Here is a 25,681-nt window from a genome sequence, read left to right on the forward strand (position 1 = left end):
CGAGCGCTTTATAGGTGCGCAGACCAGAAAGTGACAGAACTATCATTCTGGTCAATATTGTTTGTCTATAAACACAAAAGGTCCAATTAGGACCTCTGTGTTGAGATGTTCTGTTCGTTTTTGGCGAGTATTAATACAATTCTTTGAGCTTTCTTGTCAGCGTATTTCGTCCCCAACCGAGCACTTTGGCGGCATCTTGCTTATGTCCATTAGTATGCTCAAGTGCCACTTCAAGCAGAATGCGTTCAAATTCTGGTTGTGCGGAGTTGAGGATTTCCGTTTCTCCACTGGCAAGAGCGCGTTTTGCCCATTGCGTTAATTGCAGTTGCCAGTTTGCTTCGCTGTTGGTTGCGACAACCGGCTTACTTTCGAGTAATTCAGCTGGCAAATCATTAGGTAATACCTCACTGCCACTCGCCATTACGGTTAGCCAGCGACAGATGTTCTCTAACTGACGTACGTTGCCCGGCCAATCGAGCTGTGCCAGTTTCTCAACCGTCGCAGGATGCAGGGTTTTGACATCCACTGCCAGCTCCTCGGAGGCGAGTTGTAAGAAATGCAGTGCTAATTTTTCAATATCTTGTCGGCGTTCACGCAGTGCAGGGATCTGAATACGAATCACATTGAGGCGATGGAATAAATCTTCGCGAAAATCGCCTTTATGTACCAGTTTCTCAAGATCTTGGTGGGTCGCGGCGACGATGCGTACATCGACGCGGATCGGAGAATGCCCACCAACACGATAGAACTGCCCATCCGCTAAAACGCGCAGTAAACGGGTTTGGATATCAAGCGGCATATCACCGATTTCATCGAGAAACAGCGTGCCGCCATTGGCTTGTTCAAAGCGACCTTGGCGGACACTGTTGGCACCAGTAAATGCCCCTTTCTCGTGTCCAAACAGCTCAGATTCAATTAAGTCTTTGGGAATCGCAGCCATATTCAAGGCAATAAATGGATTTTTCGCCCGCGGGCTGTGACGATGCAGAGCATGTGCGACTAACTCTTTACCCGTACCCGATTCACCATTGATTAATACCGAAATCGACGAGCGGGAAAGACGACCAATGGCGCGAAACACCTCTTGCATCGCGGGCGCTTCGCCGATGATTTCTGGTGTCGGCTGTAGCTGATAATCCTCTTTGGCTTGTTGTTGGCGCTGCTCTTGATTGTGAGCGATAGCGCGCTCAACCAAGGTGAGTGTCTCATCAACATCAAAGGGCTTAGGTAGGTACTCAAACGCCCCTTGCTGGTAGGCATTTACCGCAGCATCTAAATCGGAGTGCGCGGTCATAATGATCACTGGCAAATCCGGTGATTGCTCATGAACTTGACTAAGTAGCTCAATCCCGCTGATGCCCGGCATGCGAATATCAGAAATCAGCACATCAGGGGTTTCGCGCTCAAGTGCAAGCAGTACGCTTTCACCATCGGCAAATGTATCGCACTTGATATTGGCTGAAGAGAGAGTCTTTTCCATAACCCAGCGAATGGAGCTGTCATCATCGACTACCCATACGTTTCCTTTACTCATACTCGTTACTCCTCACAGCCGTGCGTTATGGCGAATTTTAAATTTATGGTGCTATTTGATTGGCAGATAGATCGTAAAGCAGGTGTGGCCTGGCCAACTCTCTACGTCGATCTTACCTTTATGTTGATCGATTAAGTTTTGTGAAATCGACAATCCTAAACCGGTGCCCCCCTCACGACCGCTGACCATGGGGTAAAACAGGGTGTCTTGTAGGTCAGCAGGAATACCTGGACCGTTATCGATGACTTCTATTCGTGCAGCCAACTTGTAGCGTTGACCATGGATATTGGCTTGATGCACCGTTCTGGTGCGTATGGTGATTTTGCCATGCTCTTGCTTGGCGAGGATCTGACCAGCATTGCTGACAATATTAAGCAGAGCCTGCTCTATCTGTTCAACATCCATCATGATGTCAGGCAGACTAGGGTCGTAGTCACGCTCGATAACGATTTGGCAACCGACATCTAGCTCAACCAGCTGGCGCACTTTTTCAAGAATAAGGTGCAGATTCTCGCAACTTTTGGTGCCCGGTTTCTGAGGGCCGAGCAGTCGGTCGACCAGTGAACGTAAGCGATCAGCCTGCTCAATGATGATTTGGGTATATTCTTTAAGACTGGCATCAGGCAGGCAGCGTTCTAGTAATTGCGCAGCGCCACGCAACCCTCCGAGTGGATTTTTGATTTCGTGGGCAAGTCCACGCACCAAAAGTTTTGCCGCTTGTTGCTGGGCATGTTGGTTGAGCTCTTGTGAGAGGCGGCGCTGCTGATCGATTTTGCGCATCTCGACCAGCAGAAGCAGTTCTTTTTGCCAAGTAATTGGACTTACCGTGACTTCGAGCATCAGAGGGCGCCCATCCACCACAAAGGTCACGTCACTATCGGTAATGCTCTGACCGCTTTGTAGTGGTTGTGATAATAAGGCTAAGTCGAGCGAAGCGTGCTGAATGTGCTTGCTCAGAGGAGAACTGGTTAGACGCTTAGCGCTTTGTGAAAACAGTTGTTCAGCTGACGGATTGGCGTAGCGAATTTGCAGCGACTCATTCATGATCAGAATCGCGGTGACTTGGTGATTTAATATTGTCGTATTCAGCTCAAGGCTCACCTTAGTTCTCCATCCATAGTAACGCACCATGTTGGTGCATTATCGCTAAACCAGCACTACATCACCATTAGATAAATGGCTAAATCGGTGCGATAACATGATCCAGTCGCGGTTTTGCACATCATTGGTGAGAAAGCGCAGTGGTTAAGCTGCTTTTCTCTCCCTCTCAATAGAGTAATGCAATTTGCTTGCCGCACTAGGTCACGTCATCTTTTCTCTTTCTCTTTTCTCAACTCTCAATTCTCTCTTCTTTATTCTCTCTTCTTTCTTTTTCCGCTTCTCGCCGGTAAAAAAAAGGCCCGCCATAAAGGCGAGCCTAACAGTCTGCTTAGTGATTAAACAGAGTAGTAAAGTTCGAACTCAAGTGGGTGAGTCGCCATGTTTACGCGCTCAACGTCTTGAGATTTCAGAGCGATGTATGAATCGATGAAGTCATCAGAGAATACGCCGCCTGCAGTTAGGAACTCACGGTCTTCGTCTAGAGCTTTCAGTGCAACTTCTAGAGATTCAGCTACTTTTGGAATCTCTGCTGCTTCTTCAGCTGGTAGGTCGTACAAGTCTTTATCCATTGCTTCGCCTGGGTGGATCTTGTTCTTGATACCATCAAGACCAGCCATTAGTAGACATGCAAACGCTAGGTATGGGTTTGCTGCTGGATCTGGGAAGCGAGCTTCGATACGACGAGCTTTCGGGCTTGGTACCACTGGGATACGGATAGAAGCAGAACGGTTACGAGCTGAGTAAGCTAGCATTACTGGTGCTTCGAAGCCTGGGACTAGACGCTTGTATGAGTTAGTCGATGGGTTAGCAAACGCGTTGATTGCGCGAGCGTGCTTGATGATACCACCGATGTAGAATAGCGCTGTTTCAGATAGACCGCCGTACTTGTCGCCAGCAAATAGGTTAACGCCATCTTTTGCTAGAGATTGGTGCACGTGCATACCAGAACCGTTGTCACCAACAAGTGGTTTAGGCATGAATGTCGCAGTCTTACCAAATGCGTGTGCAACGTTGTGTACTACGTACTTGTAGATTTGGATTTCATCCGCTTTAGTGGTTAGCGTGTTAAAGCGAGTTGCGATTTCGTTTTGACCCGCTGTCGCTACTTCGTGGTGGTGCGCTTCTACAACTAGACCCATTTCTTCCATGATTAGACACATAGCAGAACGGATGTCTTGAGAAGAGTCAACTGGAGCTACTGGGAAGTAACCGCCTTTCACGCCAGGACGGTGACCTTTGTTACCGCCTTCGATTTCAGAACCTGTGTTCCATGCAGCTTCTACGTCGTCAATCTTGAAGAAAGAACCAGACATATCGTTAGAGAACTTAACATCATCAAATAGGAAGAACTCTGGCTCTGGACCAACAAGAACTGTGTCTGCGATGCCAGTAGCGCGCATGTAGTCTTCTGCACGTTTAGCGATTGAGCGTGGGTCACGGTCGTAACCTTGCATTGTTGCTGGCTCAAGAATGTCACAACGGATGTTTAGCGTCGCGTCTTCTGTGAATGGGTCAAGAACAGCTGAAGATGCGTCAGGCATCATCACCATGTCTGATTCGTTGATACCTTTCCAGCCAGCCACTGAAGAACCATCAAACATCTTACCTTCTTCGAAGAAGTCTGCGTCGATTTGGTGCGCAGGAATAGAGATGTGTTGCTCTTTACCTTTCGTATCAGTAAAGCGTAGGTCAACAAACTTAACTTCGTTTTCTTGGATCAGCGATAAAACGTTTTCTACTGACATCTTGGATAACCTCCAGTGTTATTAAAGCGGTATGTGCTCGTTTCAGTAAATCATCTTGATGCAAAGTTGATTCTTGAGCGACTAAACAATGTTGAAATTCATATAGCCAAATTCGTGCCAATAATTTTAAGTGTTATTTTTCAGTAACTTAAAAAAATAGACTAGATATAGGTTAGTGTGATTGCACCAGATTGATCCGGCGTTGCACCTTGTTGGTGCAAATTCCATATCCTGCACAATGTTGGCGCAAATCTAACTTGTTCATTCAGCCGCTAATTGAACAATAAGTCAACGACAGGGCGATGAATTTGGAAACGTCACCGTTGAAAAAAAGGGACTAAATAGAGCGGAAATGTTGGCTATGCTTAAGGTGTACTGGAAAATTGACAAAATAGAGGCTATCGAAATCTCATTTTATCGCTTAAAACCCGAGTATAGATCACATATTTCTAGGTTTTTCGCCAAAATCTGGTACATTAATGGCCGTTTTTTTAATCAGAAAATGTCGCTGGGGAGCACCCGTTCCCAACTAGGGGCATTTCATTTAAATTAAGTGAATCAAATCCATGGCTACTCCACAGATTGATAAATTAAGAAATATCGCGATCATCGCGCACGTTGACCACGGTAAAACCACACTGGTTGATAAGCTACTTCAACAATCAGGTACGCTAGAGTCTCGCGGTGAAGCTGAAGAGCGAGTCATGGACTCGAACGACATCGAGAAAGAGCGTGGCATTACCATCCTTGCTAAAAACACAGCAATCAACTGGAATGACTACCGCATCAACATCGTAGATACTCCGGGACACGCGGACTTCGGTGGTGAAGTAGAGCGTATCATGTCGATGGTAGACTCAGTGCTACTTATCGTTGACGCTGTTGACGGTCCAATGCCGCAAACGCGTTTCGTAACGCAAAAAGCATTTGCTCACGGTCTTAAGCCAATCGTTGTAATCAACAAGATTGACCGCCCTGGCGCACGTCCTGACTGGGTTATGGACCAAGTGTTCGACCTATTCGACAACCTAGGTGCAACTGATGAACAGCTAGACTTTAAAGTAGTTTACGCATCAGCACTTAACGGTTGGGCGACGCTAGAAGAAGGCGAAACTGGCGAGAACATGGAACCATTGTTCCAAGCAGTTGTTGATACTGTTGAAGCGCCAAACGTTGACCTTGATGGTCCACTACAGATGCAAATCTCTCAGCTAGATTACAGCTCATACGTAGGTGTTATCGGTGTTGCTCGTGTAACTCGTGGTTCGGTTAAACCAAACCAACAAGTAACGATTATCGGTGCAGACGGTAAGAAGCGTAACGGTAAAGTGGGCACAGTAATGGGCTACCTAGGCCTAGAGCGTCACGATATTGAACAAGCGAATGCTGGTGATATCATTGCAATCACAGGTCTTGGCGAGCTTAAGATCTCTGACACAATTTGTGATGTGAACAACGTTGAAGCGATGACTCCGCTATCTGTTGATGAACCAACAGTAACCATGACGTTCCAAGTAAACACGTCTCCATTTGCGGGTAAAGAAGGTAAGTTCGTAACTTCACGTAACATCCTTGAACGTCTGCAAAAAGAGCTAGTACACAACGTTGCACTACGTGTTGAAGAAACTGATAACCCAGACCGTTTCCGCGTTTCAGGCCGTGGTGAGCTTCACCTATCTATCCTGATCGAAAACATGCGTCGTGAAGGTTTCGAGCTAGCAGTATCTCGTCCAGAAGTAATCATCAAGCGTGACGAAAATGGTAACCTAGAAGAACCGTTTGAAACTGTAACTATCGACGTTATGGAAGAAAACCAAGGTGGCATCATGGAAGCTATCGGTCTTCGTAAAGGTGAACTGACTGATATGTCTCCAGATGGCAAAGGCCGTGTTCGCATGGACTTCATGATGCCTTCTCGTGGTCTAATCGGTTTCCAAACTGAATTCATGACGCTAACTTCAGGTTCAGGTCTTCTTTACCATACGTTTGATCACTACGGTCCACACAAGGGCGGTACTATCGGTCAACGTAATAACGGTGTTCTAATTTCGAATGCAACAGGTAAAGCACTGACTTACGCACTGTTTAACCTACAAGAACGTGGTCGTCTATTTACAGAGCACGCTGACGAAGTATACGAAGGTCAAGTAATCGGTATTCACAACCGTTCTAACGACCTAACAGTAAACTGTCTAAAAGGTAAGCAGTTAACTAACGTACGTGCATCTGGTACAGATGAAGCGCAAGTACTAACTCCAGCAATCAAATACACGCTAGAGCAAGCACTTGAGTTCATCGATGATGACGAACTAGTAGAAGTAACACCTGCAAGCATCCGTATCCGTAAGAAACACCTTACTGAGAACGATCGTAAACGTGCTTCACGTGATGCAAAATAATTAGTCGCTAGTCGATTATCAAAAGGCTCTGATTTTTATCAGGGCCTTTTTTATAGGCTCCTGTTTCGCCAGTATGATAAATCATCAATCATGTCGGCATTTCTCATAATGATAAAATTGTCACGATAAAATAATCATAAAAACAGTTAGTTGCGCTACAATGCAGCCAAAAAAGTGACAAGTGTAAACAAATTGACTTCTTCTGCTGGCATAACCGAGCTTTACTACTCTTTGCTTGACTTGGATGACAAGCAAAAGAACCGTTATCTAGAAAATCTCCAGACCCAGAATCCGGAACTGCATCAGGAATTGATGACGCTATTCGCTGTAGAGTCAGATTCCATATTAACAGAGCTACTTAATTTCAATATCTGTAGTTCGGGTGATACTGAGGTGGACTATACCCATCAACAAATCGATAAATATCTGCTGACCCATGAATTGGGGCGAGGCGGTATGGGGGTGGTGTATGCCGCTTGTCGAGCTGATCGCCGTTTTGAGCAAAAGTTAGCAATTAAGTTTCTTCATCCTCATATGGCGCAAATTTTTGATGAGACTTTATTATTCTCCGAAGCGCAGCTGTTAGCCAATCTCAATCATCCTAATATTGCCAAAGTGTTTGATGGCGGCATGCATGGCAAACAAGTTTATATCGTCATGGAGTATATCGAGGGTAAGCATTTAGCTGAATTCGTGTTAGAACAACCCTTGTGTGTTCAGGATAGATTACGGCTGTTTTGTCAGATTTGTAATGGTATAGAGCATACTCATCAACAAGGCATTGTGCATGGTGATCTCAAACCAGAAAATGTGCTGATAGATACGCGACTTAATGCCAAATTGATTGATTTTAATCTAACGCAAAAACTTGACCGACGTGAGGCACCAATAGCGGCGTTAAGTAAGCAATACGCAAGCCCAGAGCAGTTGTCGGGTTTAGAGTTAACCGCGGCGAGTGATATCTATTCGCTTGGACAACTATTGAAGTGGTTATTTCCCAACCAAAGCCCAACCTCTGATATTGCCCTGATTCAAACTAAAGCGACCCAGTCGCAAGCCTCTCTGCGTTATTCAAGTGCAATGGCGTTGCAAAATGACATCGAGAACATTTTGTCTAAACATCCTATTTCACTGCGCAAAAAAGAGCTGGTTTATACAGGCAAGCGATTGTTTCAACGTCACCCCCTTTCTAGCTCTCTTGCCTTGGTTTTGCTGCTTGGCGGTACCCTTTTTTCAACAGCGTTGGTCGGGAAGAATCAACAACTCGCCAAAGAGAAGCGGATTGCGGAAAATCTCATCTTTGAAGTAACGAGTATGGTTTTCGATGCTAAGTCGGAGCAGGCTCAATCTTTGCCTGCTAATGTGGTTTTGGATCTTACACGCCGTCGCATTTTATCTAACCCAGAAATCCCTAAACATATTAAACAGAAAATGCTGTTGGCTATGTTGACGCCTGCTGAGCGCCATAGGGACAATCAACAACAAAATACGATCAGTAACCCATGATAATAAAAAAAATACCTAGCCAGTTGTTGGCATTCTTAGCGGTTGGCTTTTCAACGTTTGTCTCGGCAAGTTCAGTCAAAACGGGCTATTTTATCGATGCTCCGGTAACGGGATTATTTTATAAAACCACATCAAACCTAAGTGGCTTGACTAATAAAGGCGCTTTTTCATACCAAGATGGGGATGTGATCAGCTTTTATTTAGGACGAGATGATAGTGGGTATCTGCTTAACCGAGTCTCTAGCCAAGAAATACTCACTCCAAATTTAATCTCTAGTTTACCTTCAAAAAGCATCAACTTGACGCGTTTGCTGTTATCACTGGATAGTACGCCGGAAGACAGGCAAGAAATCTTGTTAGTCAGTGACTGGTTGGCTAAACCAGAGATCCAGAAGCATTTGAAAAAACTCGATCTGATAACGTTAGAACCAGAGGTGCTGTCATCTCTGAATATCGATCTGGTTACCGCGCGGGAAGCAGTCGAGCACTTAAACCAAAGCCAAGAATATATTGCTGAGCATTTTGCATCAGATCAAGTGCTGTTCTCTCCAATGAATAAACGTTTGAAAACCATAGTGGTCAAAAGGCGTGATTATTCTGGGCGTATTTGTGTTTATGATTTACGCCTGGCTCAACACCCTAAATATCGTCCACCTTATGGTTCTGTAACGTTTGAAATCACCTCGGATACGTTGGTGGAATACCCTGATATCGGCGATCGTTTTAGAGGTTGCCATGTAGACCCCAATAATATTGATACGATGCAAACCTTATATACCCCATTGGTTGAAATGAGGGGGGAGCGTGGTTTGGTAGAATGCGCCAAAAGTGGCTGTACGCGCAACGATCTGAATGGCTTTGATATTGATAGTTTTAATGATGATGGTGATTGGAAATATCGCTCATTATCTTTAAGTTTCGATCCCGCGACTCAGCTTATGATGGAGAAGACGCAAGGGCTAGGCAAAAAAGAGTTCATTTCCCATCCTAATCTGATCGAGCAGATTTGGTTTACTTCTCCACAACAGCAATTCAAGCAGTTTTCATATGAAGGGATTTGGCAAGAGACCATCTACCTCACTGACCAGATGGAATCACACTGCATATTGATTAGTGATGGCAAGGTAAGCACCTTATCTGATGAAACAAGTCTTGCAGATGGTGAATCTTGCCCCTCAGACACCACGCAATATCAGCGCGAGGTCACTCATTTATATGGAGATATGTGGTGGGTAAGCAACCAGTCGCGCTTAGCATCGCTTGAGCAGTTAAATATTTCGGTGCGTTGGTATGTGGAATCACAACCTAAGGTCACTTCGTGGGAATATTTGCCCGCAGGTCAGGGGTGGGATCAAGGGATCTTGTATCGCTATCAACAGGAAATCACTCGTAACCTTGATGGTTCTGAAAGGCTTAAAACACATTCAATTTCTGAATTCAAAAAAATAACAGGGACAAATAACTAGTATGGGATCAGCTTTAACGACCATTATTCATCAATGGCAAGCCGGAGATAAACAGGCAGAGAACAAGCTTTATCAGTTCGCCTACTTACAATTGCGTACCATCGCTCAGCAGGAACGTGTACGCAGTGCCCAGAAATATGGTCATAAAAATAAGGTGTTGATGGATAGCGTCAATAGCACCACAGCCTTGATACATGATGCCTATTTGAAGTTGTCACATAGTGAAATGCTCAACATTGCCAATCATCGTGATTTCTATCTGATGGCAGCGAGAATTATGCGTCAAATATTGATTGATAATGCTCGAACTCAATTAGCGCAAAAGCGCCAGATTGATCAAGAATCGCCGCTTGAAGAGAAGCCGCTACGGGGCTTCGAAGAGATTTTAGTGGTTGATGAGGTTTTGGATAGTTTCAGCGAGCGCTATCCGCGTCAATCGAATGCAGTGAAGTTGAAATACTTGATGGGGCTTAAAAACGAAGAGATTAGTCAGTTGCTAGAGTGCAGTAGCAGCTTGATTGAAAAAGACCTCAAGTTCTCAAGAAGCTGGCTACAGGCTCGAATGGTTTAATGTCCCATGCATCAGAAAACAAGACTTCTTATTGCCAGTATAGGTTTGACGCTTGGTATAGGTGCGTTTTTCTTCGTTAGTAATACCGAAAGCGCACAACCTACCGGAACAACGGCACAAAGTGATGAGCTGACATTTAAGCACAACAATGCTGATACGTTAGTTGCAATGAATGAGTTTGAGCGAGCTCAAGCCGCAGATACTTTGCGTTCTACCGATGTTGACGATAGCGGTAACCAAGATGCTCTACAACACAACTCGAAGCTATCGAACTTGGAGCAAGAGCTATTAGCCGAGCAGTTTAATCAACAGCAGCAATCTACGACAACCATTGTTGCTAATGAAGATGACTCTTCGCTATCGGGGGCTGAAGCGAATGGACGACCAGTGATTAATCAGGAAGTACATCGTGCAATTCAAGCCTCTATCGATCAATGGCAATGGGCTGTGAATACCCCTGTGCGTGACACGCTTAATTTAGCGGGGCTATTTGAAGACCCTGAGAATGATCTACTCTCGGTGCGTGTAGCAGTGGAAGCTGATGGTTTGAAAATTACAGGTTATCCGTTGGTCAATATTTTTGGTTTGCCAGTTGCCACAAACGGACGTGGGGCGCTGGTCGTTGAAGCAAGTGATAGTCAAAATCTTGGGGACGACACGGATTGGGTGACGACACAGTTTTCTCTGCCGGCGGTAGATGGTTTGGTGCAAACGCTGTTTCCTTTAGAAGGTGAAACCCTTTATCGACTGGAGACCACCAATAATTTAGCGGGTAAGTTCACCAACTATGAAGTGGTGTATTGCCAAGCATTTAAGTTTGTTAACCAGCAAGTCTATTTTGCGGCAGCAAAGGACAAGACTCATTGTCCTAGTGAGGAGCAGTTGGAGCCCATTGGTCGCTATGAGATTGCGTCTGAGCAGCAATTAGTGCTGACAAGTGATCGTTCTCTTTTCGATGCGGCTCAGACTTGGACACTGAAAAAACAATACGATTCAGTGCAACAGCAAGGTGTGACCAACTATTTCGTTTCTGTCGATAATGGTCGTCAGCATGAAAGCTATACCATGCAAAAAGATAAACGGGCGATGGAAGCTCGGATTAATGGTGTGACGGGGCAGTATGTGTTTCAAAATGAATGGTTTGATTTTCTGTTGCCAGTAAACAGCGAACAGTATTTGATGACGAAGTATGCCAACTATATCTATGACTATAAGACCGAAGTCGCTGGACCAAATGGGGAAACCACCGATTCTGATCTCAACCTGAAAGCATACTCAAGCAGTTTAACTTGCGCACAAGTCGCCCCGATGTTTGATAATGGGGTGTTAGGCGGGGTTGGAAAGTATGGCGTAGACATTATTTCGACCAATTATCCAGCCCATCCTGCTTACTCGTTAGATTGCTTTGAGTTTGTCAGTAATGAACAAACTGGGCAGATCTCGCTGGCATTTGATCTCGCTTATTCACCCTATGAAGAGTTTGTTCCTGGGGAGGTATACAGCTATGTGCTCAAACCCAAACCTCAGTTTGCCGATCGAATTGAGGAGATAAAGCTCAATCTTATCTACGCCGAATCAAACTAAAATTTTTAGAAAAAGCCGTGATTTATTTTACGGTTTTTTTTTCGTTTTTCGTTCCTTGAAGCACTCTCGCCAATCCCGTAAAAAAGAGCCTCAAAATTGCACGGCTAATTTCGCAGCGGTGTGATCTGACACGTTTATAGAACAACGTCAGTGGCTTCAGATTTTTTTACTATGGCAGTTTTTATTTTGCCCATTAGAAAGTGCGTATTATCAATGACTTGATGCTTAAGGTGTCTTTTGTCCGCTATTTCTTACAATTATTGATGGAAGTGGCAATAAAAGCCAATCTTAATGTGATCAGCGTCACGCAGAATAATGCTTTAGATGTACATCAGAGCCTTCGTTAAATGATAATGCCGCGCTAAAAAATTATTATAAAACAAAAATTTAACAACAAATTAGAGAAGTAACAATGAACAAAAAGTTATCTTTTTTAGCAGCTTCGATGGCGATCGCGCTAGCGGGCTGTGGCGGCGGCAGTGGCAGTGACAATGATGGTTCTCAACCAGAGGGTAAAGGCATCGTCATTACTGGCTTTGATGGCTATTTTAAAAATGCAGTGGTGTTTGAAGATTTCGACAATAACGGCATCTTGGGTGATGGTGAGAAGATTTTTGGTCTGACTAACGCACAAGGTAAATTGACTCTTCCTGCTGACACTAAAGTCGAAGGGTCAATTGCGCTACAAACTTTTAAGCCAGGTGGCATCTCCGAGCCTCTAGCAAAACGTATTGCGGCAGCAACTCCGGAAATTGATACCCCTGCGCAAATCCAAAATATCTTTACTACCGATATGGACCATCCAAATCAGCCTATGGCTAACTCGGTGGTTTTCCGTGCACCGGCGGAAGGTTTAGGTACTAACGCGGTTATCTCTCCTATCACGGACTTAGTTTCAATTGAGTTGGAAAAAGTAGGCTCTCTTGCGACGGCTAAAGAGAATGTGAGTAACAACCTTGGTGCGAATGAAGCTGATTTATTTTCGGACTTTGTCCAAGACGCTAAAACCAACCTAGCAAGTGCTCAACTACATAAAACAGCACAGATCCTAACGGAAACTAAAGCGAAGGGTGTTGATGCGTATGAGGATAACGCGAGTGAAATTGCATCCATAGCTAAAGACACCTCAGAAAAGCTGGTGACTGAACAAAACATGGCGAGTGAAGAGCTACTCGATGTTAAGCCAGTGATCAACCCGAGCAAACCAAGTGATGAAGTTAAGACTAACTTCAAACTACTGGTTGTGGCAGAGCAGCAATCACGCGTAGCAAATGAGATCAATGCAATTGCCCTTACGCAAGGTGCGACTTCAAATGAAATCTCATTGGTAGGTTTATTCGAAGATAAGTTTAGTATTGATGGCTCATACAATGATGTTGATGCCTCTAAGGTAGAAATCAATCATATCGGCAACGACGTTAGCATTTCATTTAATCAAGCGACGCAATCTTTTACAGTTACGTCCCATAGTCAGTTTAAGCGCGATCTGTATATCATTAAGGTGACAACTTACGATGGCATTGCAGCGACGGGTACAGAGGAAGACACCGCTGTTTCTGTCACATTTGAGATGAAGGTTGAGTTACCGAATGAAGCGCCACAACTAAATGCAGAGTATCAATCAACACTGCAGACAGGAATTTCTGAGTGGATGCTAATTCAAGGTAAGGCGTTTACTGCGCAACTTGACATGTGGGATCTATTTACTGACCGTGAAGGTGATGTTCTTGACTACATCGCTGATATCAAAACCGTCATTCCAGGTTTAACATCAAGCTATGATGCAACAACAGGTGTGATGACGATTTCAGGTCGCCCAGCTGAAGCTCACTCTGCGGGTAAAACATTTAATATCGTTGCGGAAGATAATGTTCCTGCTCGTATCAAGTCTGAACCTGCAACCTTTACTCTACCAGTGATCCACCAAGGTGATATTACGGTCGATACTGAAGCTAAAGATCAGCTTCAGAAAGCAGTAAATCAATGGCAGCTAAAAGTACTTGAACCATTTAATCAAACACTGAATATCAGCTCATTGTTCTCTGGTGATGAAAGTGGTGAAGTTGAGTACTACGCGAACTATGCTGCACATGATAATACCGATCCGGCAAATCCAATTCCAGGCGTTGATATTGAAATTAACCATACGACTGGTGATGTAACCTTATCGGGCACACCGACAAGTAAAACCAATGGTGTAGTGCTGTATCTTGCGAAAGGTATTAACTATACCGGTGGCGCGGATAACGATGTTGAGTCTGAAATGGTTAAGATTGTGCTGCCAAACGTACAGGCTGCAGATCTGGGTTCGATCGATATTAACCATGCTGCTAAGAGTGAACTTCAAACTACAGCGAATGGTTGGGCAAATGAGCTTCAAGTCGGTGTTCGATTTGAGAAAACACTGGATATTCGCACGCTATTTGTGGATGAAATTGCTGGTAAAGCAGAGTACTACGCTAACTACGCTGCGAATGACCATACAACGCCAGCTAACCCAATTCATGGTGTGAAGGTTTCTGTTAATAATGAGACAGGTGTTGTGACGCTTGTAGGTACTCCAACAAAGGTTGCAACCGATGTTAAATTGTATCTTGCGAAAGGCTACGATCTTATCGATGACAACGACATCGATGTAGAGTCTGAGATGGTAGTTATTGATCTACCAGTGGTTCAGCCTGGAGAGGACATCACTCCACCGCCAGCAGCAGAACTTGCATTCACCGAAGCACATTTCAACAATAAAGTTGCGAAGATGGGTAGCTTTGCCCGCGCTGATGGCGAAATTGCTTACGCAATGATGCGCAAGAATGGAGAAACGTTAGAGATTTGTTGGGGTGACAACGATAATGGCTCTTACCAATCGAACATTGGTAATTATGGTGAAGACTTCAATAATCCTCTTTCGAGCGACCAAATCATTCCGGTACTAAGCCGTTTGGATCAAGCGACAGGTTATGAGGACTCTGAAACTAAAGACTGTTGGGCTGCTGAGCTAAGAAATGGCTTATTGGTTTCGTCAGAGGTTTATAATGGTGTGACCGAAGAATCAACTTGGGAAATGCTATATCAAAATGTGATTGGTTCAGGTGAAGAGGCTCAATACCAAATCATTATGAAGTTAAATGATGATGAGCTATTTTGGTTTGACTCAACAGATACACCATTTGCGCAAGTTAACCCGGTTAGCTCGAAAGTAGAGGTTGGTACCGTTGAATATCAATTAATGGAAGATACTCATCCGGCAGAGAACAACGAGAATAAGTATAGCGTCAACGAGTACACCTACACGAGTGATACTAAATACAGTTTGGATTGGGTTCTTCCTGGATATATTGGTGAAGCACATGTAAATGATTGGGCGATTGCTCACGATAAAGAGAATCGAGAAATCATTCAACTTACAGACACCGATGGAGATTATCCGAAGACTCGTACCCGATACATTCATCGTGATTTTGGAAAGTTCTACATCAACATTGAATGGGATCGCGGAAACTATATGGGTGCACAAGATGGTATTCAATATATGCTGTTCTCTACAGACAAAGCGCTTATGACTGAGCTTGGTAAAAAACTACCGATTGTTCCAGTCGAAGACTAAATGTATTAAAAATCAGTATTTTTCGTATATAAGGATGACCATTGGTCATCCTTTTTTCGTTTTATACACACCTACGAACTTGCTTACTTAAGAACCCATCATCCTCATGCTACTATCTCACTGAACTTTCCAATAACTATCCTTTCAATTGGCAGAAAAGCAGATGTTACCCATCATAATCACCGGCGGTCCGGGGGCAGGTAAAACCAGTTTAATTAATCAGTTGGCGCAGCAGGGCTATCAGACATTTGCTGAAGTCTCGCGCGATTTGATTGAGCAGCAGGCGCAGTTAGAAAATGGCATTTTGCCTTGGCATGATCTGCCGGGTTTTGCGGCTTTATGTTTGACTCATATGGGTGAGCAAAAGCAACAAGCAGCGCAGCATCCAGTAGCATTTTTAGATCGTGCGATTCCTGATATTTGTGGTTATTTAGCGGAGGCTAAGCTGGAGATTGACGCGTGCTATATTGAAGCGAGTGCTGGCTATCATCCGCAGGTGTTTTTCTGCCGCCCACATCAGGCGATTTATGTGCAAGATGAGGTGCGCCCCTACCCATTTGCTGGCGCGTTAGCGATTCACGATGCGCTGGTGGCAATCTATCAGCAGTTGGGTTATCGAGTGGTGGAAGTGCCTTGGGGGAGCTTAGATGAGCGCGTGGTGTTTATCGAGAGCGCGATTGCGCTCCCGATCGAGTAGGATTACTTAGCCTGGAGTTTGTTGAGGAACTTGTCTGATTCGTTGATCGCTTGGTTCATCTGACTGATCGCTTGTTCAATCTCTTTCTCTAAGCTAACAAACTCACCTTGTAGCGAGCCAATCGCGCTGGCGTTAAGGTTGTGCTTAAGAAATAGCGTATTGTCACGCAGGGCATTAAGCACCGGGGTCATGCGTTGCTCGGCGCGCTGCATCGCTTTAATCATGGTGTTGTATGAGGTGCGCGTTTCACGCAGTTTTTGCTCGCTGGCGCGGCGTAGAGAGGCGTTGGTGTAAAGGTCGAGCTCATCTTGCCACTCGGCAAATAACGCTTCTGAAACGTCTTCAATCGCGGCAATGCGATCGCTAACATCTTGCGCTGCGCTCTCACTCGCCTCATATTTATCATTGATTTGGTTGTAAACGCTCTCCAGTTCACCGCCATCAAAATTGGTTAAAGCTGACAGAGCTTCCAAAGCACTGGTAAACTCTTGTTGTGCTTCTTGTTGAGACTGCTTAGCATCTTCAACGCGATCAACCATAATATCGCGTTTATGCACGCCAACTTGCTCCATAGCCGCATAGTAGGTGGACTGACAACCCGTAAGGGTGGTGAGGGCAATCAGCATCGCAATCAAATAAGGCATCTTTAAGTCCCTGTAATAATCAATAATATGTAGTTAGGATGAATCAGATGATAGGGAGATACAAGTTGAAAATGACTTCTATCATTCAGCATGTTAATCAATTTGCGCGTTATCTCTTAGCGCGGATGCTGCATGACCGTGTCAATGTCAATGCGGGCTATTTGGCTTACATTACCTTGCTCTCAATTGTACCTATGTTGACGGTACTGCTTTCGGTTCTCTCATCGTTTTCGGTGTTCGCTAACGTTGGCACCGTGATCCAAGATTTTGTCATTACCCATTTCGTGCCGACCGCCGGTGATGCAGTGAAATCCGCATTGCTGGAGTTTATTCAAAATACCGGCAAGATGACCGCAGTCGGTGGTGCTTTCTTATTTGTCGCCGCTTTAATGCTGATATCTAACATCGATAAGAACCTCAACTACATTTGGCGGGTGAAGCATAAGCGCCGCGCCGTGTTCTCTTTCTCAATGTATTGGATGATTTTGACCCTCGGACCAATTCTGGTTGGGGCAAGTATCGCGGTGACGTCTTATGTCACCTCCCTGACGGTGATGGATAACCAAGTCGTCTCAACGGCTTACCAATTGATGTTGCGTTGGCTGCCGTTAATTCTCTCTTTCTTGGCGTTTGTTGGCTTGTATATGTTGGTTCCCAACAAAAAAGTGCAACTTTCGCATGCTATGGTTGGGGCGATAGTCGCCGCATTATTGTTTGAATTGAGTAAGAAAGGCTTTGCCGCTTATATCACGCAATTCCCGTCGTATCAGTTGATTTATGGGGCGTTGGCGACGATTCCGATTCTGTTTATTTGGGTCTATTTGTGCTGGCTGATTGTACTGGTTGGTGCGGAGGTTACTGCGGCGCTTGGTGAGCAAGAGCACTGGAGTGAGGATGCAGAAATGGTACACTCTGCGCCAAGACATTTGCTAAATAAACAAAAAGGAAGTCAAAGTGATAGCCCTGATCCAGAGAGTGAGTGAAGCCGCAGTACGCGTTGATGGTGAAGTCGTGGGTGAAATTGATCGTGGTCTTTTGGTGCTGCTCGGCGTAGAAAAAGATGACGATGAAGCGAAAGCCAAACGCTTAATGGAGCGAGTCACGACTTACCGCGTGTTTGAAGATCAAGATGGCAAGATGAACCTCAACGTTAAGCAAGTCGAAGGTAAGGTGCTGGTGGTCTCGCAATTTACGCTGCCAGCTGATACCAAAAAAGGCACGCGCGCTGGCTTCTCTCGCGGTGCTCACCCAGTGGATGCAGAGCGTTTGTATGACTACTTTGCCGACCAATGTGAGCAAGTACTGCCGACTGAACGTGGACGCTTTGCCGCAGACATGAAAGTGTCACTGGTTAACGATGGTCCTGTGACTTTCTGGCTGCAAGTATAGCGAGCCCATCCCCGAGCACAGTCGCTTGGGGAACCATCGCAACGTTTCGTTGCCTAAACTCATTGATGAGCAGCAATAAAAGGGATTTTTATGTTTAAGCTGATCACGCCGAAAACAGATAACCAACTTAATAAATACTACCAATTTCGCTGGCAAATGCTGCGTGAACCTTGGCGTATGCCGCAAGGCTCGGAGCGTGACGAGTTTGATGCCATGAGCCACCACCGGATGATTGTCGATGGTCGTGGTCGCCCGATGGCGATTGGTCGTCTCTATATGACTCCAGATAGTGAAGGTCAGATCCGCTTTATGGCGGTAAAAAGCAATCGCCGTAGCAAAGGCATGGGCTCGCTCATTTTAGTGGCACTTGAGTCGTTAGCGCGCCAAGAAGGCGCTAAGCGTCTGGTGTGTAATGCACGCGAAGAAGCAATCAGCTTTTATGAGCGCAATGGTTTCGAGCGTCGGGGTGAATTGAATGACCAACGCGGTCCGACGCGTCACCAACAGATGGTGAAACCGCTCGATCCAATGGCGAATGTTCTGCGTCGCCCTGAGTGGTGCGCCGAGCTGCAAGAGCGTTGGGAACATCACATTCCTATCAGCGATAAGATGGGCATCAAGATAAACCAATACACTGGTTATCAGTTTGAATGTAGTGCCCAACTTAACCCCAATCTTAATCCACATAACACCATGTTCGCCGGTTCGGCGTTTACCCTTGCCACCTTAACGGGGTGGGGCATGACTTGGTTGCTGCTTAAAGAGCGCGGTCTGCATGGCGACATAGTCTTGGCAGATAGTCAGATTCGTTATCGCCATCCTGTCGAGCAAAACCCTGTCGCACAAAGCTCATTAGATGGCATCAGCGGCGATTTAGATCGCCTCGCGAGCGGGCGTAAAGCGCGCATCATTATTCACGTGACTATCTACAGTGGCGACCGTGCTGCGGTTGAGTTTGTCGGTACCTATATGCTGCTGCCTAACTACAATCAGTTGCTCGATTCTAGGCTTGATTGCTGAGCATTAAGCTCAGGACAGATATCGCTGACTTGATATGCCTTTGCAGTGAGATCTGCCTGTAGGCGTTGGCATTTATCTTCCACTTGTAGCAGTACCGTGGCTAACTCTGGTTTGGTTAAGTCAATTTTGCCAGCCAGTTGCGTGCCGTGACTGCTTTCTTGAGAGCTAAGTGAGATTCTGCCTCGATCTGCGGCGATCAGTAACTTATCTACATGGAAATCGCGACTAAATTGGCTATTTTGCGTAATTTTAAGCGAAGTTTGGTCACTTTGCTCACCATGATTAGGCTGAGAGATCATGGCTACATGACTATCACGCAGTGTGGCAGTGATATCGCCGCTAAGCGAATGTGCCAGCATAGAGTAGTCACCGGCTAAGCCGTTGAGTTGCGCGTGCAGATCGACGGTGCCACTTACGTAAAGTGGTGTTTGAGGGCTGCTAAACTGGTGTTCAAGCGGTAAGCCGTCAACGCTCAGCTCCATTTGCCAAGGCGCACTGAGTTGCTGGCGATCCCATTTTCCCGTCGCTTCGATATAACCACTTTCTAGTGGTAAGAATAAACGCTCAAGTCGCCATACTTTCTCTTGATTACTCATTTCCACAATCGCTTGTGTGCTGAGATATTGCGCGTAACTGGCGCTATTTGCCGAGATTTGCAGTGAACCTTGCCATAAACCGAATTGATTGTACTGCTTGAGCTTGAGTTGTTTGCCTTCGATATTTAGCCCTGAGATTTGCCAAAATGGCTTATCGGCAATTTGGATCAGTTGCGCGTTGTTGATCTCGAGTTGCTCCACACTGACGTCGGTAAGGCTGTTGCTCCAATGGTTTAACGCTGCCAGTTTTTCGCCATTAATATCGAGCCATTTCATCCCCGAAATAGTGAGGTATTTTAGTTTCACCGCCTCTGAGCTAAATCGTCCTTGTAATTGAACGCGACCTTGTTGCCAGTCAGTATCAAGCTCGGTGATTTCAACCGACTGAGGAGTAAAGAAGATCGTCGCGCTTGGCTCGACAAACTGTTCACCTTGATAGTTAAGCGTATCGGCATTAAACGACAAATAGCCCTCTTTTTGTTGCCAGATCGACGCAGATGGTATGATGTTCTCGAGCGATAAATCCAGATTGAGCAACTCTACGCCTTGATAGTTCAGGTTGCTGCTTAAAATATCGAGACTATTAATATCGCGAATCCAGCCACTCGCTGCCACTTGCTCAAGCCACTCGAATGGGTGATCAGATGGCTGGATATTTAAGCCATCGATGGTGACATTGATCAGCGACCAACCTTGTGGATATTGCTCTGCTTGCCCGGATACTTGCGCGCCATTCCACTCAAATGAAGCGCCATATACGGTGCTGTCTTGGGCTTGGTAGTCAATATCAACCAACAGGTCGTTTAGTGCATGACCTTGCAGGTAGAGCTGCTCTGAAGCAAATTGAATTTTGCCATAGGGAAGGCTCTGCTGTGGCTGCCAAACCGGATTCTCGATTTGAATATCGACATTGCGCGCCGAAATCTCGTCCCATGCGAGATCGCTATGCTTAATCGCCAATTGTCGGGTGGTAAAAAACTGGGTGAGCGAGTGCAACGCGGTTAAATCTTTAGTTGGATGTTGAGAAAGGTTCGCCCCTTCAATGATTAAGGCATCCAGCTTGAGGCGGGTGGTATTCGGGAGCGCAGCAGAAAACCATAACTCTGCTTTGGGTAGATAGAGAGTTCCATCGCTGGCAAAGCTTATTCCCTCAAGGGTCAGTTGCAGCGGTGGTGTATAGCGGGCTTGTTCGACTTGAATATTGCTATGGGTGTTGTTGAGCAGATAATTGACCACGGATGTCGCGTATTGGCTACGCATCACTGCATACAGCGCGACGATTGCACCGATACACAGTGCTGCCAATAGCAAGAGTAGATAGCCCAGTCGTTTAATCAATGTCTTGTCCCAACAGAAGTCATATCCATGATTCTGTGCGCAATTTTGTTTAGCTGCAACAAAAAAGCCCCTCGAGAGAGGGGCTAGTGGTTAGAATCAAGCCATTGTCACTAATCGAGCTGAGGACCAGCTGCCACTAGTGATTTGCCTTCTGCATTGTCAGTGTATTTATCGAAGTTGTTGATAAAGCGCTGCGCTAGATCGTGCGCTTTGCTTTCCCATTGCAGTGGATCTACGTAAGTGTCACGTGGATCAAGAATGCTAGGATCCACACCTGGTAGTGATGTTGGTACTTCTAGGTTAAAGATCGGAATATGCTTGGTTTCCGCATGCTCAATCGATCCATCCAAGATCGCATCGATGATGCCGCGCGTATCTTGAATTGAGATGCGCTTACCGCTGCCATTCCAGCCGGTGTTAACAAGGTAAGCTTCTGCACCCGCCGCTTCCATACGTTTTACCAGTACTTCTGCGTACTTAGTTGGGTGTAGAGTTAGGAACGCTGCACCAAAACACGCTGAGAAGGTTGGTGTTGGTTCAGTGATACCACGCTCAGTACCTGCCAATTTAGCGGTAAAGCCAGATAGGAAGTGGTACTTAGTTTGCTCTGGCGTCAGTTTTGATACTGGTGGTAGTACGCCAAATGCGTCAGCAGAAAGGAAGATCACCTTGTTGGCATGACCGCCTTTTGAAACTGGCTTAACGATGTTGTCGATATGATGCAGTGGGTAAGAAACACGCGTGTTCTCAGTTTTAGAACCGTCATCAAAATCAATCGAACCGTCGTTACGCACTGTTACGTTCTCTAGCAACGCATCACGGCGAATCGCATTATAAATATCTGGCTCAGCTTCTTTTGATAGCTTGATGGTTTTCGCGTAACAACCGCCCTCGAAGTTGAATACGCCATCGTCATCCCAGCCGTGCTCATCATCACCGATCAATGCGCGTTTAGGATCAGTTGATAATGTGGTTTTACCGGTACCCGATAGACCGAAGAAGATCGCCACATCGCCTTCTTGACCCATGTTGGCACTACAGTGCATTGAAGCGATATCTTTAAGCGGTAAGAAGTAGTTCATCATCGCGAACATACCTTTTTTCATCTCGCCGCCGTACCAAGTACCACCGATTAACTGAGTACGCTCAGTTAGGTTAAATACGGTAAAGTTTTCAGAGTTAAGACCATGCTCTTCCCATTTCTGGTTGGTGCATTTCGCGCCGTTCATCACCACGAAGTCAGGCTCAAAGCTTGCCAGTTCTTCTTCGCTAGGACGAATAAACATGTTTTTCACAAAGTGAGCTTGCCATGCCACTTCCGTGATCACTCGAATACTTAAACGAGTATCAGGGTTAGCACCACAGTAACCGTCAATAACAAATAGGCGTTTACCAGAAAGCTGAGACGTGACCAATTGCTTAAGATCATTCCACACTTCTTGGTTAATTGGTTTGTTATCGTTTTTCACCGCGTCAGATGTCCACCACATATGTTCTTCCGTTGTGGCGTCTTTAACGATGTATTTATCTTTTGGTGAGCGACCAGTAAAGATACCGGTGTCTACTGCTACCGCGCCAAGCTCGGTGACTACACCGCGCTCGTAGCCTTGCAGATCGGCACGAGTTTCTTCCTCGAAAAGCATTTCATAACTTGGGTTTCTAACCACTTCTTTTACGTCGTATAACCCATGCTTCGAAAGATCAATTGTTGCAGCCTTTGTATGTTCCATAACGGTCATAGGTGCTCCTTGTGATAAGTTTTTGTAGGGATTTTGTAAGAATGTTTTAATTTTTATATGTTAACCATGCTAGCAACGGACCTTCAATAAAACAGGGGTATAGCTCAAAATTTGCCCATAATTTTTCTAAGGTTTTAGGTGACTCGTCACATATTGCCACGACTATTTTATCGTGTGCGCAAACAGTTGCGCTAGATCAAATAGATTATTAATGTGTAGAAATTAAGTATAGCGTGCGGTGCTAATGAAGCCTGTTATGGCGGGGTTTTAGGCATAAAAAAAGCCAGCATAAAGCTGGCTATAGAATTATTTTATCGACTTGATAATCAATGCAAATTAATGAATTGTTTTGTTACCATTTTCTGCATCGATGAATAGCTCAGACACCTGCGCTTCATCGAACGAGTATGTTGTGCCACAGTAATCACAATGTAAAGACACTGTGCCGGACTCTGCCAAAATGTCATTAATTTCAGCACGGTCGACGGTAATGATTGCCGCGCCACTGCGCTCGCGTGAACAACCACAGTGGAACGCCACTGGTTGCGGTTCAAATAGGCGAACTTTGTCTTGGTTGTATAGGCGGTAAAGTAGCTCTTCCGCACTTAAACCAAACAGCTCTTCATTTTTCACTGTGTTAGTCAGTTGCTCAAGATGCTCGAAGTCATCTGGCGTACCTGTGCCGTCAGGCATCACTTGGATCAGCATACCCGCAGCGTGCGCTTTGCCTTCAAATTCACCAGTGCGAATCCACAGGCGCGTTTTTAGCTGCTCTGAGTTAGCGAAGTAGTTTTCGATAACTTGCGTTAGGTTCTCACCTTCAAGACCAACCACACCTTGGTAGCGTTCGCCTTTCTTCGGTTCGATAGTGATCACTAGGTAACCTTTACCCATCATCTCGTGCAGTGTTGCGTCATCAGCGATGTCGCCTTCCCAGCGAGCCACACCACGGATCTTTTGATCGTGGTCGCCGTTGATAACCGCAAGCGATACTGGACCGTCACCTTGCAGTTGAATCGTGATAGAGCCTTCAAACTTAAGTGTTGCGGTTAGTAGCGTGGTCGAAACCAGTAGCTCACCAAGTAGCTTTTGCAGTGCTACTGGGTATTCCTTGCTAGCGATAATTCGTTGGTATGCTTCATCCAGTTGCACCATTTCGCCACGTACTGATAGTTCTTCAAATAGGTAGCGGTTTAAAACATTGTTCTTGATTACAGTATCAGTCATTTGGAGAGTCCAACTTATTGATGTTTAAACTTGATAATATCGCGGCGCTGTTTCTTATCAGGGCGGCGATCTGGGCTAGGGTTGTGCGCATTCAGTTTGCGTTGTAGCGCGTGTTCTTCGCGCTTGGCAACACTGGCTGCGGTTTCAGTGTAGAGGGTTTGAGCTTCAGGTGCGCCACGGCGCTGACCAGAGATCTTCTCAATAGTCACTGTCTTTTCTTCATTACCTTGACGCAAGGTAATCACGGCACCTAGCTCAACAATTTTACTTGGTTTGCTTCGTTGTCCATTATAATGGACTTTGCCGCCATCAACCATATTTCGTGCAATTGAACGCGTTTTGTAAAAACGTGCCGCCCAGAGCCATTTGTCTAATCTTACTGCTTCTGCTGGGGAACTCATCTCGCTCTCTACCCTCTAACTAGCTCGAATATCGCCCATACAATGGTGATGTGGAGCCCATTTTTCAAGTTAACGGTTAAAATTTAATTAACATCCGAGTTTGTAGGAATCTTTTTTATATAGCCCAATTCTATAGTTTGTTAGAATTATCGGTTACTGGTCATATAGATAACCCCATTGCACTGAAATCGCATGACCAAGTTGAACACCCAGTTATCAAGGAAATCCAGTGAAGCTCAGCTCTAGTTCTCCAGTTTTACAAAAGCTAATTGCCAATCAAGCGCGCGTGAGTGCTTTATTGACGATCACCTTATTGTTGCTTACCGCATGGATTCTAGGTCGCTTGATTTGGTTCCCTTATCAGCAAACGCAAATCACCCCGTGGAAAGCGAGCGCCTCAGCAAGCCAAGCCGCCGATGTTCGCTTGGATACCGCAAACCTGTACAACAGCCACCTGTTTGGCGAGTACAAAGCGGCAGTGAAACCCGTGGTAAAACAGAAGCTGGAAGATGCGCCAAAGAGCCGTCTTAACGTGGTCGTGGTGGGTGTGGTCACCAGTACTAATCCGCAAAAGAGTTTGGCTGTGGTGGCAAAAGGTGGCAAACAGGCGACCTACGGCATTAACGAAACCATTGAAGGCACGCGTGCGAAATTAGTGCAAGTGCAGTCAGATCGCATCATTGTCGATAACGCAGGGCGTAACGAAACCGTGATGCTTGAAGGGCTAAAATATGCAGCCCCAGTGCAAAAAGCGCAGCCTAAGGCGGCAAATAACCTAGATAAAGGCAAGCTTGATCAGATCCGTGCTGAGATCACCAGCAACCCACAACAGATTTTCCAATATGTTCGCATGTCGCAATTAAAGCGTGATGGTGATGTCGCCGGTTATCGACTTAGCCCAGGCAAAAGCCGCGAACTGTTTGACTCGGTAGGCTTAAAAGAGGGCGATGTTGCCACTCATTTAAATGGACAAGACTTACGCAACGCGGCGGCGATGGGTGAGATCTTTAAGAGCCTATCGGAATTAACCGAACTGAATTTGACCGTAGAGCGTGATGGACAACCCTACGATATCTATATCGAATTGTAATACGCGCAGAGAATTATCCTTTGAGGAGTA

The 25,681-nt window shown here is 45.5% G+C and carries 19 protein-coding genes; 11 read left to right on the top strand and 8 right to left on the bottom strand.

The window, feature by feature from the left end; genetic code table 11:
- Positions 1–130 precede the first annotated feature (130 nt).
- The 3 genes from glnG to glnA form a co-directional block, all read right to left on the bottom strand.
- Complete coding sequence (gene glnG, locus GZN30_RS13260) at positions 131–1,534, bottom strand: nitrogen regulation protein NR(I) (RefSeq protein WP_075651980.1); 1,404 nt, start codon at positions 1,532–1,534, stop codon at positions 131–133.
- Positions 1,535–1,585: 51 nt separating this feature from the next.
- Positions 1,586–2,623 carry a nitrogen regulation protein NR(II) gene (gene glnL / locus GZN30_RS13265; RefSeq protein WP_408646837.1) on the bottom strand — a complete coding sequence of 346 codons (1,038 nt, stop codon included), beginning with the start codon at positions 2,621–2,623 and terminating at the stop codon, positions 1,586–1,588.
- Between the two features lie 347 nt (positions 2,624–2,970).
- A complete protein-coding gene (glnA, locus tag GZN30_RS13270) occupies positions 2,971–4,380 on the bottom strand; it encodes a glutamate--ammonia ligase (RefSeq protein WP_075651984.1) in 1,410 nt (469 codons plus the stop codon).
- A 566-nt stretch (positions 4,381–4,946) separates the two neighbouring features.
- On the opposite strand from glnA, the gene typA reads away from it, so the two are divergent.
- The 7 genes from typA (at position 4,947) to GZN30_RS13305 (ending at position 16,207) form a co-directional block, all read left to right on the top strand.
- Positions 4,947–6,779 carry a translational GTPase TypA gene (typA, locus tag GZN30_RS13275; RefSeq protein ID WP_075651988.1) on the top strand — a complete coding sequence of 611 codons (1,833 nt, stop codon included), beginning with the start codon at positions 4,947–4,949 and terminating at the stop codon, positions 6,777–6,779.
- A gap of 174 nt (positions 6,780–6,953) precedes the next feature.
- Positions 6,954–8,285 carry a serine/threonine protein kinase gene (locus tag GZN30_RS13280; RefSeq protein ID WP_139312275.1) on the top strand — a complete coding sequence of 444 codons (1,332 nt, stop codon included), beginning with the start codon at positions 6,954–6,956 and terminating at the stop codon, positions 8,283–8,285.
- A gap of 185 nt (positions 8,286–8,470) precedes the next feature.
- Positions 8,471–9,751 (top strand): chromosome partitioning protein ParA, encoded by a 1,281-nt coding sequence (locus tag GZN30_RS13285; RefSeq protein WP_232060480.1) that lies wholly within the window; start codon positions 8,471–8,473, stop codon positions 9,749–9,751.
- Between the two features lies 1 nt (position 9,752).
- On the top strand, positions 9,753–10,322 hold the full coding sequence (locus GZN30_RS13290; RefSeq protein WP_075651992.1) for an ECF-type sigma factor: 570 nt from the start codon (positions 9,753–9,755) through the stop codon (positions 10,320–10,322).
- A 6-nt stretch (positions 10,323–10,328) separates the two neighbouring features.
- Positions 10,329–11,906, top strand: a complete 1,578-nt coding sequence (locus GZN30_RS13295) for a hypothetical protein (RefSeq protein WP_075651994.1) — start codon at positions 10,329–10,331, stop codon at positions 11,904–11,906.
- A 412-nt stretch (positions 11,907–12,318) separates the two neighbouring features.
- Positions 12,319–15,510, top strand: coding sequence for a hypothetical protein (locus GZN30_RS13300; RefSeq protein WP_075651996.1), 3,192 nt, complete (start codon positions 12,319–12,321; stop codon positions 15,508–15,510).
- A 163-nt stretch (positions 15,511–15,673) separates the two neighbouring features.
- Entirely contained in the window at positions 15,674–16,207 is a 534-nt protein-coding gene (locus GZN30_RS13305; RefSeq protein WP_075651998.1) for an AAA family ATPase, read from the top strand.
- 2 nt (positions 16,208–16,209) lie between these two features.
- Here GZN30_RS13305 and GZN30_RS13310 read toward each other — a convergent pair whose 3' ends face one another.
- Positions 16,210–16,851, bottom strand: coding sequence for a DUF2959 domain-containing protein (locus tag GZN30_RS13310; protein ID WP_075652000.1), 642 nt, complete (start codon positions 16,849–16,851; stop codon positions 16,210–16,212).
- A gap of 38 nt (positions 16,852–16,889) precedes the next feature.
- On the opposite strand from GZN30_RS13310, the gene GZN30_RS13315 reads away from it, so the two are divergent.
- From GZN30_RS13315 to GZN30_RS13325, 3 genes are all read left to right on the top strand, one after another.
- Positions 16,890–17,834, top strand: coding sequence for a virulence factor BrkB family protein (locus tag GZN30_RS13315; RefSeq protein WP_139312276.1), 945 nt, complete (start codon positions 16,890–16,892; stop codon positions 17,832–17,834).
- Entirely contained in the window at positions 17,806–18,240 is a 435-nt protein-coding gene (dtd, locus tag GZN30_RS13320; RefSeq protein WP_075652004.1) for a D-aminoacyl-tRNA deacylase, read from the top strand. The genes GZN30_RS13315 and dtd overlap by 29 nt, the downstream gene beginning before the upstream one ends.
- A 90-nt stretch (positions 18,241–18,330) precedes the next feature.
- Positions 18,331–19,260, top strand: a complete 930-nt coding sequence (locus tag GZN30_RS13325; RefSeq protein ID WP_075652006.1) for a bifunctional GNAT family N-acetyltransferase/hotdog fold thioesterase — start codon at positions 18,331–18,333, stop codon at positions 19,258–19,260.
- Here GZN30_RS13325 and GZN30_RS13330 read toward each other — a convergent pair.
- From GZN30_RS13330 to hslR, 4 genes are all read right to left on the bottom strand, one after another.
- A complete protein-coding gene (locus GZN30_RS13330; protein WP_075652008.1) occupies positions 19,230–21,194 on the bottom strand; it encodes an AsmA family protein in 1,965 nt (654 codons plus the stop codon). The two genes, GZN30_RS13325 and GZN30_RS13330, sit on opposite strands and share 31 nt — an antisense overlap.
- Before the next feature lie 110 nt (positions 21,195–21,304).
- Positions 21,305–22,933 (bottom strand): phosphoenolpyruvate carboxykinase (ATP), encoded by a 1,629-nt coding sequence (pckA, locus tag GZN30_RS13335; protein ID WP_075652010.1) that lies wholly within the window; start codon positions 22,931–22,933, stop codon positions 21,305–21,307.
- A gap of 336 nt (positions 22,934–23,269) precedes the next feature.
- On the bottom strand, positions 23,270–24,145 hold the full coding sequence (hslO, locus tag GZN30_RS13340) for an Hsp33 family molecular chaperone HslO (RefSeq protein ID WP_139312279.1): 876 nt from the start codon (positions 24,143–24,145) through the stop codon (positions 23,270–23,272).
- 29 nt (positions 24,146–24,174) lie between these two features.
- The gene (hslR, locus tag GZN30_RS13345) at positions 24,175–24,561 is read right to left on the bottom strand and encodes a ribosome-associated heat shock protein Hsp15 (RefSeq protein ID WP_075652014.1); all 387 of its coding nucleotides are present in this window, start codon (positions 24,559–24,561) and stop codon (positions 24,175–24,177) included.
- A gap of 229 nt (positions 24,562–24,790) precedes the next feature.
- Here hslR and gspC point away from each other — a divergent pair, with 229 nt between their 5' ends.
- Positions 24,791–25,651, top strand: coding sequence for a type II secretion system protein GspC (gene gspC / locus GZN30_RS13350; RefSeq protein ID WP_075652016.1), 861 nt, complete (start codon positions 24,791–24,793; stop codon positions 25,649–25,651).
- Positions 25,652–25,681: the final 30 nt, after the last annotated feature.

The organism is Vibrio ponticus (assembly GCF_009938225.1).
Classification (GTDB): domain Bacteria; phylum Pseudomonadota; class Gammaproteobacteria; order Enterobacterales; family Vibrionaceae; genus Vibrio; species Vibrio ponticus.

Bases quoted from the DNA above. Each gene is read 5' to 3' on its own strand.
- GZN30_RS13300 (WP_075651996.1), top strand. From the start codon at position 12,319: ATGAACAAAAAGTTATCTTTTTTAGCAGCTTCGATGGCGATCGCGCTA.
- GZN30_RS13295 (WP_075651994.1), top strand. From the start codon at position 10,329: ATGCATCAGAAAACAAGACTTCTTATTGCCAGTATAGGTTTGACGCTT.
- typA (WP_075651988.1), top strand. From the start codon at position 4,947: ATGGCTACTCCACAGATTGATAAATTAAGAAATATCGCGATCATCGCG.
- GZN30_RS13325 (WP_075652006.1), top strand. From the start codon at position 18,331: ATGTTTAAGCTGATCACGCCGAAAACAGATAACCAACTTAATAAATAC.
- hslR (WP_075652014.1), bottom strand. From the start codon at position 24,561: ATGAGTTCCCCAGCAGAAGCAGTAAGATTAGACAAATGGCTCTGGGCG.
- glnG (WP_075651980.1), bottom strand. From the start codon at position 1,534: ATGAGTAAAGGAAACGTATGGGTAGTCGATGATGACAGCTCCATTCGC.
- GZN30_RS13315 (WP_139312276.1), top strand. From the start codon at position 16,890: ATGAATCAGATGATAGGGAGATACAAGTTGAAAATGACTTCTATCATT.
- glnA (WP_075651984.1), bottom strand. From the start codon at position 4,380: ATGTCAGTAGAAAACGTTTTATCGCTGATCCAAGAAAACGAAGTTAAG.
- pckA (WP_075652010.1), bottom strand. From the start codon at position 22,933: ATGACCGTTATGGAACATACAAAGGCTGCAACAATTGATCTTTCGAAG.
- GZN30_RS13305 (WP_075651998.1), top strand. From the start codon at position 15,674: ATGTTACCCATCATAATCACCGGCGGTCCGGGGGCAGGTAAAACCAGT.
- GZN30_RS13290 (WP_075651992.1), top strand. From the start codon at position 9,753: ATGGGATCAGCTTTAACGACCATTATTCATCAATGGCAAGCCGGAGAT.
- GZN30_RS13310 (WP_075652000.1), bottom strand. From the start codon at position 16,851: ATGCCTTATTTGATTGCGATGCTGATTGCCCTCACCACCCTTACGGGT.